The 18528-nt window shown below is 59.5% G+C and carries 11 protein-coding genes and 6 pseudogenes; 6 read left to right on the top strand and 11 right to left on the bottom strand.

Annotation, left to right across the window (positions count from 1 at the left end):
- The first annotated feature begins 1431 nt into the window (after positions 1-1431).
- Together ACWTU8_RS29735 and ACWTU8_RS29730 are read left to right on the top strand one after the other, a co-directional pair.
- Entirely contained in the window at positions 1432-2595 is a 1164-nt protein-coding gene (locus ACWTU8_RS29735; protein ID WP_455850941.1) for a M20 aminoacylase family protein, read from the top strand.
- A 553-nt stretch (positions 2596-3148) separates the two neighbouring features.
- Positions 3149-4162: pseudogene (locus ACWTU8_RS29730) on the top strand (IS110 family RNA-guided transposase).
- On the opposite strand, the gene ACWTU8_RS29725 reads toward ACWTU8_RS29730, so the two are convergent.
- The 11 genes and pseudogenes from ACWTU8_RS29725 to ACWTU8_RS29675 all read right to left on the bottom strand — a co-directional run.
- Positions 4157-4612 carry a hypothetical protein gene (locus tag ACWTU8_RS29725; RefSeq protein ID WP_455850940.1) on the bottom strand — a complete coding sequence of 152 codons (456 nt, stop codon included), beginning with the start codon at positions 4610-4612 and terminating at the stop codon, positions 4157-4159. The pseudogene ACWTU8_RS29730 and the gene ACWTU8_RS29725 sit on opposite strands and share 6 nt — an antisense overlap.
- 663 nt (positions 4613-5275) lie before the next feature.
- Positions 5276-5582, bottom strand: a pseudogene (locus tag ACWTU8_RS29720) (hypothetical protein); the annotation flags it as partial.
- A gap of 123 nt (positions 5583-5705) precedes the next feature.
- A complete protein-coding gene (locus ACWTU8_RS29715) occupies positions 5706-6608 on the bottom strand; it encodes an HpcH/HpaI aldolase/citrate lyase family protein (RefSeq protein ID WP_455850939.1) in 903 nt (300 codons plus the stop codon).
- 138 nt (positions 6609-6746) lie between these two features.
- Entirely contained in the window at positions 6747-7898 is a 1152-nt protein-coding gene (locus tag ACWTU8_RS29710) for a CaiB/BaiF CoA transferase family protein (RefSeq protein ID WP_455850938.1), read from the bottom strand.
- A complete protein-coding gene (locus ACWTU8_RS29705; protein ID WP_455850937.1) occupies positions 7882-9168 on the bottom strand; it encodes a methylaspartate ammonia-lyase in 1287 nt (428 codons plus the stop codon). The genes ACWTU8_RS29710 and ACWTU8_RS29705 overlap by 17 nt, the downstream gene beginning before the upstream one ends.
- 1130 nt (positions 9169-10298) lie before the next feature.
- Positions 10299-11003 carry a hypothetical protein gene (locus ACWTU8_RS29700; protein ID WP_455850936.1) on the bottom strand — a complete coding sequence of 235 codons (705 nt, stop codon included), beginning with the start codon at positions 11001-11003 and terminating at the stop codon, positions 10299-10301.
- A 2723-nt stretch (positions 11004-13726) separates the two neighbouring features.
- Positions 13727-13999, bottom strand: coding sequence for a CoA-transferase (locus ACWTU8_RS29695; protein ID WP_455850935.1), 273 nt, complete (start codon positions 13997-13999; stop codon positions 13727-13729).
- Positions 14000-14234: 235 nt separating this feature from the next.
- Positions 14235-14554, bottom strand: a pseudogene (locus tag ACWTU8_RS29690) (IS110 family transposase); the annotation flags it as partial.
- A 203-nt stretch (positions 14555-14757) separates the two neighbouring features.
- Entirely contained in the window at positions 14758-15519 is a 762-nt protein-coding gene (locus ACWTU8_RS29685) for a class I SAM-dependent methyltransferase (protein WP_455850934.1), read from the bottom strand.
- A 224-nt stretch (positions 15520-15743) separates the two neighbouring features.
- Positions 15744-16091: pseudogene (locus tag ACWTU8_RS29680) on the bottom strand (transposase); the annotation flags it as partial.
- A pseudogene (locus ACWTU8_RS29675) lies at positions 16069-16576 on the bottom strand (transposase); the annotation flags it as partial. The pseudogenes ACWTU8_RS29680 and ACWTU8_RS29675, both read right to left, overlap by 23 nt.
- Between ACWTU8_RS29675 and ACWTU8_RS29670 the strand changes: the two are divergent.
- The 4 genes and pseudogenes from ACWTU8_RS29670 to ACWTU8_RS29655 all read left to right on the top strand — a co-directional run.
- On the top strand, positions 16563-16721 hold the full coding sequence (locus ACWTU8_RS29670) for a hypothetical protein (RefSeq protein ID WP_455850947.1): 159 nt from the start codon (positions 16563-16565) through the stop codon (positions 16719-16721). The pseudogene ACWTU8_RS29675 and the gene ACWTU8_RS29670 overlap by 14 nt on opposite strands.
- A gap of 95 nt (positions 16722-16816) precedes the next feature.
- Positions 16817-16963 carry a hypothetical protein gene (locus tag ACWTU8_RS29665; protein ID WP_455850946.1) on the top strand — a complete coding sequence of 49 codons (147 nt, stop codon included), beginning with the start codon at positions 16817-16819 and terminating at the stop codon, positions 16961-16963.
- Positions 16927-17850 carry an IS110 family RNA-guided transposase gene (locus ACWTU8_RS29660; RefSeq protein WP_455850945.1) on the top strand — a complete coding sequence of 308 codons (924 nt, stop codon included), beginning with the start codon at positions 16927-16929 and terminating at the stop codon, positions 17848-17850. The genes ACWTU8_RS29665 and ACWTU8_RS29660 overlap by 37 nt, the downstream gene beginning before the upstream one ends.
- 451 nt (positions 17851-18301) lie before the next feature.
- Positions 18302-18515, top strand: a pseudogene (locus tag ACWTU8_RS29655) (IS110 family transposase); the annotation flags it as partial.
- Positions 18516-18528 lie beyond the last annotated feature (13 nt).

Here is an 18528-nt window from a genome sequence, read left to right as displayed (position 1 = left end):
TGTGGCGAGCACTTTGTCGAGTACGCCGCCGGCATTGGCCGTGGTCGCCGAAGCCACAGATCCAATTGCGATTGATGCCGCAGCTGCCATCATCGTCACCAGCTTGTTCATGCGATCATCCCCTTCTGGTTGTGATCTTAACCGATGGTACGGGCACGTTCCCGCAGGAGAGCAACCTGCAGCAAATCAGGGAAACCATCGAGTCTTCCAGCTACATTGTGCAGCGGCGAGCGCGCATCTCCGCGCCGTTGCCTATGGCCACCCTATCTCCATCGGCCCGGTAGCGGGCAAGAATATAATCAATATTGTGTCCATCTAGAATTCAGATAATTGAAGCCGCCATTAGGAGAGGCGACTCCTCGTGCCTCCAAGGGCGCATGGTCTGATCAATATTAGATCGACAGAACGGGGCTGAAGGAAGCATTGGCTCTAAAAGGACGCAGCTAGCGAGGCGGCTGGGTCCGCAATCTTGCGAGTGCGCTGGACACGAGGCCAAGCAGCACATGTTGAAGACGCGCGCGGGGTGTCCGATCGGGTCGATTTGAGAAGCAGGCGGAACCGTTCCCCCGGGACGGATCCGAGCTCGGCGACTACATCGCCTATAACAGGAACGTGCTCCTGCACCCGGGATCGCTTGCGAGCCGAAGGTGACGCCCCAGACGAAGCGCGCCGCTAATCGCGATCTCACTGGATGGGACAGCTGAGAAGCCGGGCCCAGCACAGCGGCCCAGCCTATGACGGCATTCGGCGCCAGCCTCTGAGCAGAGATGACCCCGAGTGGCTACTGCACAACCCCGTCATGCATAGAAGAAGTGCATGAGGAAAAAGATCCGCAAGGAGTTATCCTCATGAATCAGACATTGGACGCTCTTCTGTAGTCTCCGCTTGGTCATCAAACTGGCACGCGTGGCCTCCCGTTTCTTCGACTCCACTAACTCGTGCACGGGCGAAGCAGGCTTCGAACCACCTCGGAAGCTTGATCGTGTAACGCTCCCGAGCTGCCCGAACGGAAAGGTAAAACTCAAAGTCGACGCTCATCCGATGCCCCTTTCATATGGTAGTCATATGATAAAGTCACTTCCGCCCCTGCCCCTACTCCGTAACCCATTCTTCTGCCCGTGATTTGACCGCCCACGTTTTCCCGAACTTCCGGCTTGCGAAATGTAGGCGCTGTCATGGGAAGAGATTCGACACGGTATCCGACGGAGGATCGTGAGCGGGCATTCCGGGCTGCTTTCGGATCATCAGGGCTATCGTAGGGACGCGGCTGAGCGTTATGAAGCAGGACCGGCGATGCCCCGGATGGAGTTACTGCCGCAAGTCGGCTGTATTCATCTGAAAACCAGATGGTCTCAATGCACAATCTGGATTTGACGCAAGCCGAACCGGCGCCCCAATGTGGTGGCTAACAAAAGGGACAGGAACGTTTAAATGCGCCGCGTCGATGCTTTCCGGGTGTTGCAGAGCGAGGCAACCGAGTGGCGGCGCCATCTCCATCAGACCCCCGAGCTTGATTACGGGCTGCACAACACGGCCAGGTTTGTGGCCGAGAAGCTGGCATCGTTCGGCATTAATCACGTCGAAACGGGCATAGCCGAAACCGGTATCGTCGCATTGATTCAAGGCCAGGGCGGTGATGGTCCGACTATCGGGTTGCGAGCGGATATGGATGCCCTGCCTATACTTGAAGCGACACAAAAGCCCTGGTCGTCGACTATACCCGGCAAAATGCACGCATGCGGCCACGACGGCCACACGGCTATGTTGCTCGGCGCCGCCAAATACCTTGCGCATACGCGCAACTTCAAGGGTACCGTGGCCCTTATTTTTCAGCCCGCTGAAGAAGATGGCCGCGGCGGCCAAAGAATGGTCCAAGAAGGGATTATGGATCGTTTTGGCATCTCCCAGGTGTTCGCCATGCACAACTGGCCTGGTCTGGAGGTCGGCAAGTTTAGTATTCGCACCGGCTCCATCTGTGCCGCGCTCGACGAGTTCGACATTGTAGTGAAGGGCAAGGGCGGCCATGCCGCCAGTCCGCATAAAAACGTCGATCCGATTGTGATAGCGGCACAGATTATCGTGGGCTTGCAGACTTTGGTCTCGCGCAATACAGACCCAACCGAGTCGGTCGTAATCTCTGTCACCAAGTTGAATGCTGGCCAAGCCTACAACGTTATTCCAGAACATGCTGAAATCGCTGGCACTGTCAGGACCCTCTCAGAGATCTTGCGGGACTTTGCGGAACGACAGATTGAGGTGTGCGCAAATGGTATCGCGCGCGCATTTGGCGCGGAGATAGAGTTCAGGTATCGGCGGCTCGAACCCCTCGTGATTAATCATACAGAGGAGACCAATTTGGCACTCAAAGCGGCACGCGGTCTCGTCGGGCGAGCCGCCGTGGACGACAAGTGCAAGCCGAGCTTGGGGTCGGAGGATTTTGCTTACATGCTTGAGGCGCGGCCGGGTGCGTACATTCGCATCGGTAACGGCCCGACCGCTTCCGTGCATCACCCGGGATATGATTTCAACGACGAAGCCCTGCCCTATGGCATCGGCTATTGGGTGAACCTGGTCGAGACGGCGCTGGCTGCCTGAAAGTGCGTCTGGGCGACCGAACTCGAAAGTGAATGGCATCTCGTCCAATGGAGGGTTCATCAGACTGCGGCCCAGTTCGCACTATGACCGAGCGGGCGTGCTCAGACGGTGACGCGGCCGCGATTGAGTGCCTGGAACGCGCCCCACTGACGTTCTCGGCGTTCGGCCCCATCTGCTCGCGAAATTTGATCATGGCAAATTAGCCGAGCCGAAAACACCAAGCTCGATGCCGTCAAAGGGGATTTTGGTAGGTTTCAGGTTCAGGCCAACCGCGAACGTCCGATTTGCGACTGACGTTCAGATTATCCGGTCTCCTTGAACTAATTTGTGCATTCGGGTGGTGGGAAGAGGGCTCAGATGTCGTTTGGCGTTCAGGCGCTGGCCTTTGGAGTAGCGCCCACAGAGCCGAGTCATCTTCGTTGTCGTATCGGTTCGTCGAGGACGATGGGCCGGCGGTGCAGTTCCGCGCCCGGCGTGCCTTCCTGACATCAGGCCGATCATGTTCGCTGGCCAGCAGCGTTTTATGGAATGGCCCGCCCCTCTTCCCCGGCGCATGCTGCTGTCCGGACAACTGGAGAGAAGGAACTGGAAGATGGACACGATCGGCCAAATCGTTCTGTGTCGGCGTATGCGGCGGGAGAGCGTGGTCAAACTGGCCGCAGGCTTACCAGCTTGCATAGTGGCAATGGAGGCTTGCTGCGGCGCGCACCATCTCGGACGGGTGCTTCAACGACAAGGGCACGAGGTCCGGCTCATGTCGCCGGAATATGTCCGTCCTTACGTCAAAGCGCAGAAGAACGACGATCGTGACGCGGAAGCGATTGCAGAGGCCGCCACACGACCGATGCGGTTTGTCGAACTGAAAAGCGAAGCGCAGCTCGATATGCAGAGTCTGCATCGCGCCCGTGATCGCCTGGTTGGCGAACGGACGGCGCTGATCAACCAATTGCGAACCTTTCTGCTGGAGCGCGGGATCATCGCTCCGCAGGGACGGCGGAAGCTGCATTTGCATCTGGATATGCTGACGGCCGAGGAAGCGTTGCCCCTTAGCTCACGCATCCTGGCGCTGATGGAGGACATGAGATCATAGTGGGCTGATCTCGATCGACGGATCACGGCCTTTGACAAGGAATTCGTGGCGCATGTCCGTTCGAACGAGTCCGCGAGGCTGCTGTCCACGATTCCGGGTATCGGGGCGCTGAATGCGACGGCTCTGACGGCAGCGATCGGCAACGCCCAGACCTTTGGCCGCGGCTGGGGTCTTGCCGCTTGGCTGGGATTGGTACCGAGGCAGATGAGGACAGGTGGAAAGCCAAGATTGCTCCGAATCAACAAGCGAGGAAACGGATATTTGCGCAAGATGCTGATCCATGGGGCCAGGGCAGCGCTACCGACCCTGTCCAGAACCACGACGCCTCTTGGCGAGTGGCTTCGTCACCTCCTTGCGCGTGCCCACATGAACACCGCAGTGGTGGCGCTTGCCGCCAAGCTGGCGCGGATTGTCTGGGCAGTTCTACGTTGTGGCCAAAAGTTCGATCTAGTGGCTGCGGCGGGAAAAGCTTCATAGCCTGATCTGTCGAATAAGCAGACCCGGCGTTTTCGACTTTTGATGTTTGCGGGTGGTGAGTGTAGATGGCCTGACAGTCGATCGGCGTCCCGAAAACCTGATCAAAAAAATGGCGCTTGATGCCGCACGTTTTATGAGGATCGGGGCGCGCGAATCTCCATCTTGGCCAGGGTGCAACCCTAAGACCGGATACGTTGGCGCAGACTGATCAGATGATGCTGCACAACCCGCTTGCGATGGGGTGGGCCATACGTTTTTGAGGTGGTAGCCGTTCCGGATGAACCAACGCGACAGGTTTGATGGATCGATGTGTATTTCCAGCGCGGCAAGTTCGGCCGCAAGCGCCGGCATCGGGATGTCGGGCATCTCGGCAGTCCGCAGGATCAGAAATTCACCATGCAGCTCCAGCTTCGAGCGGTGCCACACTGCGATCCGCACCGCCGAATTCACCGGACCGCAAATTCCTCTGCCGCTTGTCGGCGTGAATCCCGTCCAACACATGACCAAAACAAGCTCACGCCAGATTGATTGAAAGGGTCTTTGGCATCGCAAATCACCCCTCATGACAGGAGTGAATCTGGAGGCTTTTGTGAGGTCACTGGGCGCGACGGAGCGGCCGGGCTGGTTGTCGGACCTCATTGCAAGCCGGATTGAACGGAGCCGCGGGTAGGAACTGGCGCCATGGGATTGTGGCCTAGAGGAGGGGCCAAAGCCATCTTCGCCAGGTCGGTAAGGACATTTGCGAAGGCGATCACGGCAGTCGAGGGCGCCGTCGCAGACGGATCGTGACGACGATTGCCGTGGTGCGGCGCGGCGATCAAGGTGAGAGCTTCTCTCCAAGATCGTCGCGCTACACCGTGGAGTTGGACGCGGTGTCTTTTGTTGCCGTCTTGGAGGTGTGCGCCGCTCGGCGGCGGCACAGATATTGGCGTCCGGCGCATGGCGATGGACGGCGAACTGCGCGATCCGGACAGGACGCAGCGGCCGCTTTTGCTGGCATGCGCCAGAACGTTCCTTATGAAGTGGACCCGAGGGCCTGTTGAGGAAGCCGGCTTTTCCGCGTGTGATCCGGGCCTGCGCTGGCTTCGACGCTATGATTGCCGGAATACTTCCTCAGGGTTCCTCAACGAGTGTCAGAGGCGGCCTCAGCACCAAAAATTTCAGGAATCGGGCAAACAAAGCGGCCGCCAGCCGCTTCAGGTTCACCGCCGCTGCGATGAGGTAGGCTTGGATTTCATGTTGCCGAGGCCTCGTCGGATCGCTCGGACGAGGCCGTGTTCTTCGCCTAGCCATGGATCGGCGATCTCCCCGAAGAAGTTCAGTCTGCCCGCTTCATAGGCGGCCGCAGTTCTTCCAGAAAGAGGCGTCTAAACAGGCGCGACAGTACCACCGGCAGGAAGAAGCAGCATCGGCAGGAGACTCAGCGGGTGCCGTCGCGGCAAGATCGATGCGGATAGCGGCCTGTTAGCCTGTTCCGGCCGAGCTGCAAAATTTAGCTACACACCGGAGATGGGCTCCCTGTCCGGCCAGTGACCGGAGGTAGTCAATTATTGCCGGCGATGGCCAGGATTTCATGGGCGCGCCGCACCACCGGCGGGTCAATCATCTTGCCATCCATCGCGAAGGCACACAGACCCCGCCCTGCGGCAGCCTTTTCCGCCGCGACGACACGGCGCGCCCATGCGAGCTCTTTTGCGCTCGGCGAGAACGCCTCGTTCAAGATGGCCACCTGTGCCGGATGGATCGCCAGGGCGCCGGCAAAGCCAAGCCGTCGCGCATGAATTGCGACTTCATGGAGCTTACAGCTGTCCGAGAACTCGCCGATGCTTCCTATGAAGCCCAGAGGGAGTAAGCCGGCCGCACGGGCAGCGAACAGCACGGCAAGGCTCGGCGCCAGGAGCAGGTCAAATTCCGGGGCGCCGCCAACAGCGGCACTGAAGTCTTCAGGACCAAGCGTCATTGCGATCATTCTCGGATGGGCCGACGCGATGGCCGCGAGTCTCTGCAATGCGCCCGGGGTCTCGATCTGGGCAAGGAACCGGATGCAACCCTGGGCAAGATTTCTCTCCCGTTCAAGTTCCGTTACGGCATTCACGACCTCTGACACCCACTCCGCCGAGTCCACCTTGGGAAGAACAAGTGCATCAACCCCCGCCATGACGGCTACATCCAGATCGGCGGCCAAGGCGCGCAGGCCACGGTTCACGCGGACCAAAACCGACGCACCCTTGCGACCTACCTTCGCCACGGATTCAGAAATTTGCCGCCTTGCCTCGCCTTTCCGCTCCTGCGGGACCGAGTCCTCGAGGTCAAGTATGATTCCGTCCGCACCGCAGTCATGAGCTTTTTCAACGAACCGTGGGATATGGGAGGGGACAAAGAGCAAGGACCGCCAGCGGGGAATGGAGGTCGCGCTTTGGAATGCTGGAATGTTGCCGCCGCTCATGGAGATGCTCTTCCTGTCGATTTGAGGTGAACGCGATGGCAGTGAAACCTTTTGGCAGTCGTTGCGATCGGTCGGGCCGGCAGCAGCCACGGTCACCAAAGTCGTGCGCGCGTCACCGGTTACGGACCAAATGCGCTTTCACGCGGAGCGGCCCTTTTCGCATAATCGCGCTTGGACCTCTTCGCGGACTGCCACCGTGTGGGCGCCAAGCGCCGGAACAGGGCGCAGCGAAGGCTCCTCAGAGTTAAAAATCGCCGCGGGCGCTATAGCCTCGACAGCCCCTCCGGGTGTGCCAACCTGCACCCTGCGAACATGTGGATGCTGTGAAACATCCGAGATCTCGTTCAGCCTGCCATATGCCAGACCGGCCGCCTCAAGCTCCTGCATCGCCTCCTCGCACGACAGTTCTGAAAAGCGCCGCTTGATGATCTCATCAAGACGCGCGCGGTTACCGAGCCTCTCCATGTTATCGGCAAACCCGGGCGCGCGTGTTAGCTCGGGCTGCTTGAGGATCTTCACGCAGAAGTTCAACCATTCCCGGTCATTCTGGACTGAGAAGATGACGTCTTTGCCGTCGGTGCAACGGTAGGCACCATACGGGGCCAGCGACGGGTGGTTTACGCCGCCGCGCATCGTCCGGTAGCCGCTATAGTCGTGCTGCAGAACCGGTACGTTCATCCAGTCGGCGACGGCATCGAACAGCGAGACTTGTATGCCGGCGCCCTCACCTGTCCGCTCGCGGTTATACAGCGCTTGGAGAATGGCGCTATGCGCGGTCATGCCTGCCGAGATGTCGCAAACTGACACCCCTACCCGGGCCGGCCCTTGTTGCGTACCGGTAATCGCGCACAGACCTGTTTCGGCCTGGACGATGAGATCGTAGGCCTTCAGGTGGGAAAACGGCCCCGCCTCCCCGAAACCGGAGATGTCGCAGGTGATCAGCCGCGGAAAACGTCGACGGAGATCCGCAGATCCGAATCTCAGTTTTTCGATGCTGCCCGGCTTCAGGTTCTGGATGAAGACGTCAGCAGTGGCGATGAGAGATTCCAAGACGGCACGGTCCGCCTCAGACCTCAGGTCCAGGCAAACCGACTCCTTACCGCGATTTAGCCAGATGAAATAAGCGCTTTGCCCCCGCACCAGCTTATCGTAGTGTCGGGCGAAGTCCCCTTCAGGTCTCTCGACCTTGATCACTCGTGCACCTGCGTCCGCAAGGCGAGATGACGCGTAAGGCGCGGCTACGGCCTGTTCCACGGCAACGACAGTGATCCCCTCAAGGCTGTTCTGCATGGCGACACCGCACTTTTGATCCAACTTTTTCGGCCTGAGTCCGACGGCGGTTCAGCATCGCGAACAACCGGTTCTGTTCGTTCCCAACGATGGAAAATCCCTCGTCGACTCCCATTCCAGGCTTTGCGAGCATCATGTCCGCTTGGGTTGCCACCGATATGTGTACCGAAGCACGGGCGGAGAGATCCGTTTCAGTGCAGCTTCCCCCAACGTAAGCCCCCACCTTGTTCTCCTTGCATAGGAGAACGGCACGCGCCGTATCGGCCATTGAGCCGACATCCGGCGCCTTGATTTGAACGAGATGCGTGGCCTTCGCTTCGGCAAAGAGCCGAATATCTTCGAGCGTATTGCATCTCTCATCCACGACAACGCGAGCGCTAGAACCCCGGTCGTCCAAAATCGATACAATCCTGGCGTAGTTATCAATTTGGGCCAGCGTGGAACCAAAATCCGCCGGGCACTCAATATTGAGCGTGAAACCCGGAACGGTATCGGCAACCCTGCAGATAAAGTCGGCGATCCGTTGCGGCTCCAGGCCGATTTCAAGGCCGATCCAGCCATACACATCGAAATGCAGCACTGGATGATACCCCGGGCGGCCGATTTCGCGCGTGCGCGTTGCAACCCACTTCACGAACTCCATGAAGGTCTGGCCATTGACGCCGAATTTCTGCCGTGAGTTGATCAGGCCGTGGGGAAGCACATCCACTGCTTTAAGTATCATTTTGTCTACATTGATTTCGCGAGCATCGCCACTCTGGCAGTAAACTGGGACTCTGTGAGTCGGCAGCGGCAGATCAAATTCAGCACACACGACCTCGGCCATGGTGCTGCGCTGGAGGTAGGCCGCAGCTCGAAGCAGCGCCTGACTCACGCCGTACTCAATCGCGAGAGGTAGCCGCTTACGTTGGTGAGGATCGAGAACCTTCGCGCAGGAATCCAGGTAACGAGACGCATCGATATCGAGAAGCCGTGGAGCCACGACCCGCGACGTCAAATCCGAGATTTGAGCAGTTTCAAACAAAGGATCGCGTCCGCCAGCACCAGAGTACTGAACGCCCATCATGTCGCCCCAAATGATTGTCTCGTCGGTTAGGACGAGGCCAATGCTGAGCGAAGATGCCGGAACGCGAATGGACGTGAAGCCAGGCGTTATCGGTTCGCTGACATAGATGAAGCCTTCTTGCGTTGCGCCGGCTCTGATAGCAGCCTGGTCGTCATAGAAAAAAGCGCCATTGCCAGGCGCAAGGAGGACGTCTTTGATTCGCACTTCACTTCGCTCAATTTCGGTCGGACCGTATTCGGGTGGCTGAGTTCATCCGCAGCCTGTCCAACTATGCGCCACTTGGCGTTGAGTTCGCCAATATAATGTCCTGGACGGCGCCATCGCATTTTTAGATATCTGGCGTCCGCCCGACGAGGACCACCGGGCACCAATGCATCTTTAGGGGACCAGTCCGCAACAGCGATCTCGAAATGAACCGCCGAGGAACGGGATCAGGTCGTGCCAAGGCTGTGTACCGTTCGTCAGCTGATTCTGAAGCCTTCATCATGTGAAGGATTTCGCGGTCAGGTACAACAATGACCACGAACACGCCGTGCAGTATTGCTAGTCGGTTGAATGACCGCTGTTGAACATTGAGAACACCAATATTCGAAGAGCCCTCATGCCCGATATTGACAAACAAACCCGCCGCCCGCAACCCGCAAACCCCGCCTTCCATAACGGCGGATCACCGGAGGCGCCCAACGAGCTTGTCAAAGAGCCGCAACGGCGACCAGATCACCGCCTCAGGCCGCCGAACGTTCAGCGCCATGCATAAAAGCCGGCTAGGACCTCATCCGCTCACACCGATCTAAACCCATCGAGCAGCTGTTCGCCAAGATTAGGCACCTGCTATGCAAGGCCGCTGCCCGGACCGCCGACGCCGTCTGGCAGCCCATCGGCCCAGAATTTCAATACCATCATAAGATCATCTCACTCTGGCCCCCGTGTCGCGGACTTCGTCAAGACCGGCGCTATGACCGCCCTGGCAGGCCGGGACATGTGACCAAACCGTTCCCAAGTGTGAAATCGACTGAAATAACCATTCACATGCGCTCCGATGCGCGACTGCTTCTCCCACGGTTGAACCTCGCGTCCGAGATGCGGCGCTACGACACACCTCGGCCGCAGCCATCCCTCCTCAGCCTGCCGAAGGCGAACGCGATCTGTGCCTCCGAAACTTGGGCGCCTTTAGGGGACCCTGCTTCTTCGACGCCGGTCTCACAAGTGGAATATTCCCCTCAGAAGTCGAAAAGCGGAGCAGGTCAGGTGTTCCCATATTGGTTGCTGCTATTAACCCGCTCTCGGGCCGCGCCGAAAGGCCGTCTTTGCCCGAAGGGGCCAGATGGCGGACGTCAGCCGACGGACGCAAGCGTCAGCCGGCAGAGATCCGTGATGTCGTAGATGGGCAGCCCTGTGCTACGGCGGATCGCGGGTGTTACCAACGGGAACCCCGTGCATTCGAACAGCAGCGCCGCGATTTCTGGATTCGCGGCGCGGAGTTGCGCAACGCAGCCAGCGACCTCTGTCTCAATATCGGCGACGTCGGTCAGGATCGGTGGCCGCGTCAATGCGTTTCGCAGCAACTTGCCGCCTTCTATTCCGCCAATAATCACCCTCCCCCGATCGACCGGATCGGCGACCCCAAGCAGATCTGTGCCGCAATGAGTCGCGTCGGCGGTCACGACGGCGAGCTTAGCAGAACCCGGCAGCTGGCGGAGCAACGTCGGAACGAGTAGCAGGCTCGACATCGCCACAGGTATATTCACCGATGCGGCGACCACCGCCTGATGCCGTATAAAGAAGCCGCAGTTTGAAGTTATCGCGACAGCGCCGCGTTCGACTAAGCGCCGGGCAGCTGCTATGCAGGCTAAATCAAGCGACGAGTCGCCGCGAATAACGATATCCGCCCATGCTCCCTCGACGGTTTCCCAGATAATCGGGAGGTCGTAGGTCGCCGGAGTCAACATGAAGCGGGGCCGCGGCGACGGCGTGCCCCCAGGTGGCGGCCCTTCGTCAAGCTTGAGGATCCCGAGGGGCCGGCGGTTTTGTGATGTCATGGATGAGATGAGGCTCCTTCATACCGGTTCGAATGGGCCTGGAGATGGGGTGGCCACCTGCTCTGCTGATCGAATCACAGTTGAAAGCACAGCCTGATGACGTTCTCGACCTCCAGCGATAAACTAGCCCTTCGTCTCAAGGCGGCTTGCCGCGCGATAGAGCGTCTGTGGCGTACGGTCGCCTCTTTCGCGCCACGCTCCGTCACCAAGATGTGCCCGCTGGTCCCAAACTGATAGCCGCTTTCGCTGTACAAAATATTAGGATCAAAGTCATGCTGGCTGGGGTGTCCTCTGCACCAGGCCCCAGGCTCAGGTCATGGCGTTGATTCAATGCATCCTGGTTTGGTATCCGACCCCACTTGCCAATGAACCGTGGGTGCTCAGATCGCTCGAGCACCTTGCCGTCTACTGCCCCCGCTGTCACACCCGGTTTAATCGTAGCAATTGTGGCTCTCCAGAGTTTCCACCGCGACTGCGTGCAAATTTCGGTCTCAGGATACCGATAAAACACGGCGCCGAACCAGCTCCGCCACGTGCCCTTGCTTCGAGCCGCCGACTTCTATTTGGCTGGTTCGTTTTTGATCGGATGGCGCGTTGGACGCTCCTCGTCTGCTCCCCAAACAGCAGACGAAACGGCGTTGAAACTTTCGGCTCCAGCTTTTTCGACCTTCGCCTTGAGAGCCTTGAGCACTTCCGTTTCGCTACCGCCGTCCGGCAGCGACGGCTGAACGTGCGGACCGGCAATTCCGTAGTGGCCGCCACATCGCGCTTCGAGTTCCAGTGGCCTTTGACGGCCGTTACCGATCCGACCAGCCTATTCGCATCGCCGACCTTCACGTCTAGGAGCTACGCTTGAAGAGCACTCACGGCGGTCGGTGCCAGATTCCAGCAGCCGAGCTCGAGCCTCTGCAGCCCAAACCGCCGAAGGGGATGGGCGGCGTCTCCTTTCGCAAGTAAGCGGTTCAATGACCAAGCACGTTCTCTCAATAGCGACGGCCGGAACGTGGGCGTTTCGGTGGGACTCATACAACCTGACGCGTGTCTCCAGAAAGGCTCCGCTGACTTAGCCGAGAAACGCGAACAACCAACCTACTAAGACTGGTAGTCCTCTGTGACCAGAACTGCGTCTGCATCACTGCCATGTAGGCGCATGGTCGATCTCGGAAAACTGAAGATCGTGCCCGCTGAGTAGGGTAGATGCTTATATGCGGGCGCTCTCGTCGAGCGATGTAGTCGTGTGCGTCAACGTCAGCAGGAGAGTCATAGCGGAAGGCGGGGGCATATCCCTTTGTTCGACCGCGACGACCATCTCTTCCTCCCGACCTGGAGACTGTGCAAGCGCCGCGCGCGAGCGCGATCGAGACTGGCTGTAAGGCCACCGCCGAAGGCGGCGCGAAGCGGCCGCGACGGCGCGAGCGGCGGCGCTATCCTTGGTCCCGGTCGAGAGGGGGAAGCGGGGGGGCTGACGTAGTGTCCTTCCCTTCACGCAACATCCTTTCCTAGGTGCTGTCTACCTGCACGATGACGCCGCGCCTCGGGCCGGACTTCTTCCTGAACTCAGAACGCTTATCAGCTATTTGCCTTCTCTCGAGGACGCAGAGTGTGACGTGTTCGGGATCGGAGCGAAGACTGAACAGGGGCGCGCCTGTCGCACGTTATATCCGTTCCGGCCTGGGCCGATAACCAAAAGCTGCATGCTACAGCGCACTCGGGGGGCGGCTCTTTCTATGGGACGTGCCGCGTTTGCGGCCTAGCATCTAAACTGCACACCCCATCCCGTGCACGGCTCGACGCCCATGGCGTCGGTCCCGCCCGAGGAGGCGGGGCTACGCGAGCACCGCGCCCTCGGGAACCTGTTCCTCTTGCAGACAGCGCCACAACGCCACCATCAGCTTGCGGGCGGCGATGTCGATCGGGTGCAGCCGTCTGCTGCCGCGGCATAGCGCTTTCGCCACCAGCGGGCCAGGACGTTGTCGGGCTGATGGAGAGTCCACTTCCAGGCGCATTCGATGGCCAACGTTCGCGCCCGCCGATTGCCGACCTTGCTGATCGGCTGGTCGCGCGCGTGTCGGCGCTGCTCCACGGCCACGGCGTTAGCCCGAAGGCGCCGCCGACCTGGCGTCAGTTAGCGAAGTCGCGCCGGAACGCCTCGTGTGTCAGCCCGCTCGCGAAGACCTCGCCGAGCCCCTTGAGGCGTTTCAGCTTGCGGGCTCTGGTGGCCAATGCAGTATCGGCCCTCAGGGCGCAGCCCCGATAGCGCATCCCGGTCGCTGCCAGCGATCTGGAAAAGCCGGGCGTGCCGGTCCCTAGGCAGCAATATCCCCACCGACCAGCAACGGCGGCCAAGATCGAGCGCGATGTGGATCGTCGGCACCTTCGAGCTGTCCTCTTCTCTGATCATTATCTCCTTTCTTGGTGCCATGTGACTCCTCTCTCACGGTTCGGGGTTTAAGGATCACCTCATGGTACCCGCACCAGGAGGTGCCGTCGCATAGCTTCTATGGGGCTTGGGTCAAAAGACTGCGACATTCGGCGCCTCCTTCTGAAGAGTTGGTGCTAAAAGAGCCGAAAGATGCCACACCCTCGCCGCTCGCCCCGCCTCACATGCCGATTTCATCTTCCCACCATTCACAAGAGACGCCTGCTGTCGGCCGGGGCCGAGCTCCGATGATGGCTGGTAGCACCTGGCCAAGGATCGCCAATGGCGATCTTGCCATCGCGGATCATCGCAAAACCTCTGCGCCGAGTCGAAGAACGCCAAATGGGAAAGTGCGGTCCCGTCTGCTTGCCGGCATGATGAAGTCAACATCGATCTCGTCTTCGGTCGGAAACGGGCCGATTCCCAGCATGCCGTTCACCGATTGCAGCGTCACTCGGATGCCTTCGGGAATCTGAGTGGTGACCAGGGTGGGAATGCCGATGCGAGATTGACATACATGCCCGTCCTGAAGTTCGCGGGCGGCCCGCACTGCAATCTGCTTCCGATCCCAAGCCATTGATTTCCAGCGCTCAGGCCGCCGTGCACGTTGTACGCTGTTCGATTCGCTTCTCGTGTACGCCTTGGATTAGCCGGTGCAGGTGGATGTCTGCCAAGTGGATAGGGGCCTTGGGCGAACACCGGCCAGCAAGCCCGCAACGCTGATCGTCTGCGTGCATTGCCGCACCAGCAGGTCGCAGGGCCGGAAACGCGACCGCCTTGGCCTGCTACTCTTCATAGTTCACGGCAACAAAACGCCGACGCGAGGTTGCGAGCGATAGACGACGTGCTTTCGACATTTTGGTGTGCTGAAGCATCCTATGCGCCCAGAATCCCGTCGAGACCGGCCTCTCGGATGGCGATAATCGGAAAGCATCGTCTAATTTGCGACCGCGCTTTCGCTCCGGCGATATCGCCGCCGCGCACCACGTGCTTGGACATCCCTTTCCCCGTTGATCGGTGACACCGACGTGATCAGCCAAGTCGATCGGCTCAATTCCATTGAAACAAAAATTGCGCCAAGATCGGTGCGGATGGCGGTCGGTTCTTCGGTTTGGTGAGCTACTATAGGCATTGTCGTCTCCAGAGTGGTGGGTGAACAACTCCACTCTGTCAAAGAGCAGGCGATCCACCCGTCATTGGGATCTGACAGTCCCGCCGGCACCCGCTCCCCGGTCAACACGCGCCGCTCACTCTGTCTGATCAAGCGACCCGCAGGTCCCTATTCGCAGTACCTGTCCGTGGCCTGTTGCGGTCCGCCATCCTCTAGACCCCCGCTTACTTGTAAGCGACAACTACCAGGCGCGGGCCATAGGGTGTGAACGCTCCGCCCTCCTGCCCATAGGCTTCAACAGCCTCGAACCCTGCGCTTCGCAACATGCGAACATACTCAGAAAACCCATACTGTCTGAAAGAAAGACGCGTTCGTCTAACGCATCCATTGCGGACGATAATCCTTTCGCAGTTTCGACGATCGGTTAGCGCGTCGTTGTTCATTATGTCGACTCTTAGATCATTGTTGCGCTGCACGATCTCGTAGGTAGGCGACTTGTCGCGTAGCAAAGAGAAGCGATTGAGCTGGTCGATTAGCAGGCGCCCGCCCTTTCGGAGTGAAGCAGCAGCTTCATGAAGAACTCTCTCATTACCCGCTTCATCGAAATAGCCGAACGTCGTGTACCACAGAAAAGCCGCGTCAAACCGATCTCGCCAAGGAAGTGAGCGCATATCACCACGAACATACTCAACATCTACGCTGCGTTCAGCCGCATCTGTTTCGGCTTTTTTTAGTAAGATCGGCGAGATATCCAGTCCGGTTACCCGCGCTCCCTTTTCCGCCAATCGATTGGTAATCCGCCCATAGCCGCATCCGAGTTCAAGAACTGAGCTGCCTTGTGTAAGTGAAAGAAGCTCCCAAATTGCTCCTACTTCCCGGTCACTTGTCTCTGGCGGATTCACGACATCGCTAAAATGCAAGTAATCTTCGCTGAAATGTGATTCAATCTCGGATAGGGAAAGGGGGTCACTCATCTCGTGCTTCATGTGGATTTCCCTTCATTCACTAATTGTGCTGACTGCTGAGATTGATCATTACATAGAGCAGAGAGGCTTCGAAAGAAAAAATTTGTGAAGAATTTTCATTCATATTATAACTTTTAGTAACAGTCACTAACTGTTTCTGGGAGATGGAGCGCACCCCATTTGAGCGGACAGGCGGCATAGCCGATAAGGCATAGGCATTCGCCTATGAGTGGCTAGCTTCGACGCTATGATTGCCGGAATACTTCCTCAGGGTTCCTCACGAGCGTCAGAGGCGGCCTTAGCACCAACAATCTCAGGAATAGGGCAAAGAAAGCGGCCGCCAGCCGCTTCAGGTTCACCGCCGCTGCGGTGAGGTAGGCTTGGATTTTCATGTTGCCGAGGCCCCGTCGGATCGCTCGGGCGAGGCCGTGCCAGTTCTTCGCCTCGCCATGGAAGCCTTCAGAGGGCCACCGGTGGCGTTGGTAGAGACGTTGATCATCCTCCGACCATCGCTCTCAACGCCTGCGCGCTCTCAACAGTGCGGGATAGTCACCCACAACAACCCCTTTGTTGACGCGCCCCTTGGAAAAACACGTCGATCCACAGGTATGGCCAATCGCCCTCGATCGGCCGTTCGAGGAAGGCCTTCACCTTGCCGTCGATCTCTTCGCACAGGCGGCTGACCTGGCTCTTGGAGATGCCGCTCATGCCCATGGCCTTGACGAGATCGTCGACGGAGCGGGTGGAGATGCCCTGGACATAGGCCTCCTGGATGACGGCGGTGAGCGCCTTCTCAGCCATGCGGCGCGGTTCGAGGAAACCCGGAAAATAGCTTCCCTTCCTGAGCTTCGGGATGCGCAGCTCGACCGTCCCGGCCCGCGTCTCCCAGTCGCGTTCCCGGTAGCCGTTGCGCTGGGCGAGACGAACCGGGTTCTTCTCGCCACAGGCGGCGCCGGTGGCCGCGCCCACCTCCAGTTCCATCAGCCGCTCCGCGGCAAGGCCGATCCATCTCCCGCAAGAGATCGGCATCAGGGGTCTTCTCCACGAGCGTGCGCAGGTTCATCATGTCGTCGGTCATCGGTGGTCCTTCCGAAATTGGGTTGGCGTCAACAACCAGACCCTACCGGAAAGCGCCGATGACCACCTCGATGCCGCTCGCTCGCTACAACACTATCAACGGCGCGCTCGCGAGCGGCTCGAAACCCGCCGAGAACACCGCGTAATCGCGGGTGGCGCCTCTCGCATTCCGGGCGGCAGTTCCCCAAGCTGACCATCTCGATGAATCGGTTAGCGCCGCAGCGTAGGAAGGAGAACTGCCATGACGAAGTATGCAGCTTTGGATGTCTCGATGGAACAGACCGCCATCTGCGTGGTCGACGAGAACGGTCAGAAAGTCGCGGAGGGAAAGTTCCAACCGATCCTGACGCCATCGCGGAGTGGCTGGCCGGGAAGGCTGAAGAGATAGAGAGGATCGGCATGGAGACCGGACCGCTGGCGGTCTGGCTCTGGAATGAGCTGACGAAGCGCGGACTGCCGATCGTGTGTCTCGATGCGCGCCATGCAAGTGCAGCCCTGTCCATGATGCCGAACAAGACCGATCGCCATGACGCGGTTGGCCTGGCCCAGATCGTGCGGACGGGATGGTTCAGGGAAGTCCGCATCAAGAGCCACGGCGCCTACCTCGTGCGGGCGCTGCTGTCGGCCCGTGACGTTCTGGTCGACATCCGCGGCAAGATCGAGAACGAGATCGGTGGACTCCTCAAGACCTTCGGCATCATGTTCGGGAAGAAAGTCGGCGGCTTTTGCCGTCGTGCCGAGGAGATCGTCTCCGGCGAGCTGACGGCAGCGCCTGAGATCAGGGCGGTCGTCGAGGCGATGATCGAGGCCCGCCGAGCCATCATCGAGCGGATCAAGGTGCTTGACGGGCGAGTTCGCGCTGCCGCGAAACAGAATGCCATGGCCCGGCTGTTCATGACCGCTCCCGGCGTTGGCGCCGTGATCGCGCTTTCGGTCGCCTCGACCTATGACGATGCTTCCCGCTTCCGCCGCTCCTCCAGCGCCGGCGCCTATCTCGGCCTCACGCCCAGGCGCTACGAATCCGGCGAGGTCAGTCGAAACGGCCGTGTCTCGAAGCGCGGCGACAAGCTCACGCGAACCCACCTCTATGAAGCCGCCAACGTCATCCTGACGCGGCAGATTGGCTTCTCTTCCCTGAAGGCCTGGGCCCTGCGGATCGCCAAAGGTGCCGGATTCAAGAAGGCCAAGGTCGCGGTGGCGCGCAAGCTCGCCGTCATCCTCCACGCCATGTGGAAGACGAATGAGCCGTTCCGCCACGCCGCTGCTGCAGCCTGACAAGGAGCTTTCGATTCTCGATCAACTCCAGTTCCCGAGATGCGTCCTTGCCGGGACGCTGCGGATGAGGTCGCTCCCACGCATGCGGTCCTACGGAACCGCGAACACCAGTTCGACCCACCCGTTCCAACGCAAACGTGCGGCGATCCTCGCGATCGACCACGGAGAGAACCCTGAGCCCGGCAGGCGTTGCATCAACGAGGAGAAAGGAGCCCTTTGACAGAGGCGATTAGAGAACCTCATGGGACACAACCGCGTATAGTGCGACCATTCGGGACAGAGGCACCGGGAGCACGAAGGTGCAGGCAGGCCGATGCACACGATGAGCTGCGAGCTCATGTTAGTAGCTGGCCGCCTCTGCGACACGCCCGGTTGCGCCGCGAGCGCGGATCCGCAGTTGTCGCGTCGCCCGTCGCTGCTCCCGTCTTCAAAACTCTGACAGGAGGTGCGAATGCGACGCGTGATTGGGATCGGTATCCACCGAACCTTCGAAGAGGTGATCCTTCCGGGAAGAAGGCAGGCTTCGCCATGCCGGCCACATCGACATGACGCGAACAGCGCTAGATGGTTGTGGCAAGAGGCTTCTGGTGACGGACGAGATAGTGATCGAGGCGACGGGCAACTGCATGGCGGTGTCTCGGGTGCTGTCGCCGTTCGTCAAGCGTTCAGCTGGTCCAG

It is taken from the genome of Mesorhizobium sp. BHbdii (assembly GCF_053848045.1).
Note: the sequence above shows the minus strand (reverse complement) of the source record. Positions and strands in the feature narration are given on the sequence as shown.

Bases quoted from the DNA above. Each gene is read 5' to 3' on its own strand.
- ACWTU8_RS29665 (WP_455850946.1), top strand. From the start codon at position 16,817: ATGACGAAGTATGCAGCTTTGGATGTCTCGATGGAACAGACCGCCATC.
- ACWTU8_RS29695 (WP_455850935.1), bottom strand. From the start codon at position 13,999: ATGGCTTGGGATCGGAAGCAGATTGCAGTGCGGGCCGCCCGCGAACTT.
- ACWTU8_RS29710 (WP_455850938.1), bottom strand. From the start codon at position 7,898: ATGCAGAACAGCCTTGAGGGGATCACTGTCGTTGCCGTGGAACAGGCC.
- ACWTU8_RS29700 (WP_455850936.1), bottom strand. From the start codon at position 11,003: ATGACATCACAAAACCGCCGGCCCCTCGGGATCCTCAAGCTTGACGAA.
- ACWTU8_RS29670 (WP_455850947.1), top strand. From the start codon at position 16,563: ATGTCGTCGGTCATCGGTGGTCCTTCCGAAATTGGGTTGGCGTCAACA.
- ACWTU8_RS29735 (WP_455850941.1), top strand. From the start codon at position 1,432: ATGCGCCGCGTCGATGCTTTCCGGGTGTTGCAGAGCGAGGCAACCGAG.
- ACWTU8_RS29685 (WP_455850934.1), bottom strand. From the start codon at position 15,519: ATGAAGCACGAGATGAGTGACCCCCTTTCCCTATCCGAGATTGAATCA.
- ACWTU8_RS29715 (WP_455850939.1), bottom strand. From the start codon at position 6,608: ATGAGCGGCGGCAACATTCCAGCATTCCAAAGCGCGACCTCCATTCCC.